Genomic DNA, 1,252 nt, shown 5'->3' with positions numbered 1-1,252 from the left:
CGGTCTGTTCGTGGTGCATCGATCACCAACTTCTCCGCTCAGTCAGTATTCGCAACGCTCCAAACGTTGCTTTCAGACCGGCCAGATGCGATTTCATGTCCCAAATACCGAGGTGAATAATCCAGGTTTAGTATTATCCATTATCTTTGTCTCCTCCTTATATCAAGCTGTTACAGGAGCATCGGTGTTGATGATCTTGCCAGTTGTTGAATCTCGTTTGAACTGTTTCATGAAGTTCCAGCTTAGTTTTGCTGCCATGACAGGCCAATGATGGCCTGAATTTTCGACGACAATGTAGCGAAAGGCATCGAGACCGTCAATGTTGTTGATGTCTAGGCGCCAATGTTTGTACCCGAAGAACTGTAACGTTTGTTCTTTGTCACCGTAAAATCCGATTACTTTATGAAGGTCATTCTCGGGATTGTCCAAATATGCAATACATGTCGCAACATCGCGTGGTGCACAACCTAGACTATCCATACGCATATTCAGACGGTCAATCATCCATTCGTGTTTATCAGCACCATCAGGGGGTTCAGGTAGATTAGAGAATGGGCGCTTACCGCCGACAATATGCGTTGGGTCTTTGCTGTCGTCACGACGCGGATCTTGATATGTGTGAGTGGAATCCGCCGAACGCCCCCAATCTTTGCGAGGATACCAGTCGTTGACAGGAGCAAAGCTAGATGCTTCATACTGACCAACGATTTGCATGAACGGAACAAAGGTATCTTTAAGGTGCTTTTTCTCTTTGCTGGTAAAATTAACATTGAAGTTATCCCAGTCGCGCCAAATGTCATTGCCACATGTAACAACTGCAGCTAAGCGTTCAGGCATGCGGAACAAAGCAGAAGTGACTTCGTACCCACCTTGAGACTCTCCGGTCATATAGACGCGCTCAGAATCGACTGGATATAATTCTTCTAGAATATTTAATACACGTTGGACGTTTTCCCAGTTTGTGTTTTGAAGCATGACCACCATGATTCGTTCATCAGCGGCAACCTGCCACCACCCACATTGAAATTCATCGGTTGGTATCGGAACGGAACCACCATGGTGGGCAAATACCAAAGGATACTTCTTGCCCTTAGCCGATTCAGTTTCAAGTTCTTGAGGTGTAATCACCTGGATTATTCACCTCGGTATTTGGGACATGAAATCGCATCTGGCCGGTCTGAAAGCAACGTTTGGAGCGTTGCGAATACTGACTGAGCGGAGAAGTTGGTGATCGATGCACCACGAACAGACC

At 46.2% G+C, this 1,252-nt stretch carries 1 protein-coding gene; it reads right to left on the bottom strand.

Annotated elements, in window-relative coordinates; genetic code table 11:
• Positions 1–162: 162 nt before the first annotated feature.
• Positions 163–1,128: a hypothetical protein gene (locus tag ACYVRB_RS14210; protein ID WP_461216065.1), complete on the bottom strand. Its 966-nt coding sequence runs from the start codon at positions 1,126–1,128 to the stop codon at positions 163–165.
• Positions 1,129–1,252 lie beyond the last annotated feature (124 nt).

It is taken from the genome of Lacticaseibacillus boliensis, from assembly GCF_054784775.1.
The sequence above is the reverse complement of the archived record's forward strand: the minus strand, read 5'-3'. Positions and strand labels throughout refer to the sequence as shown.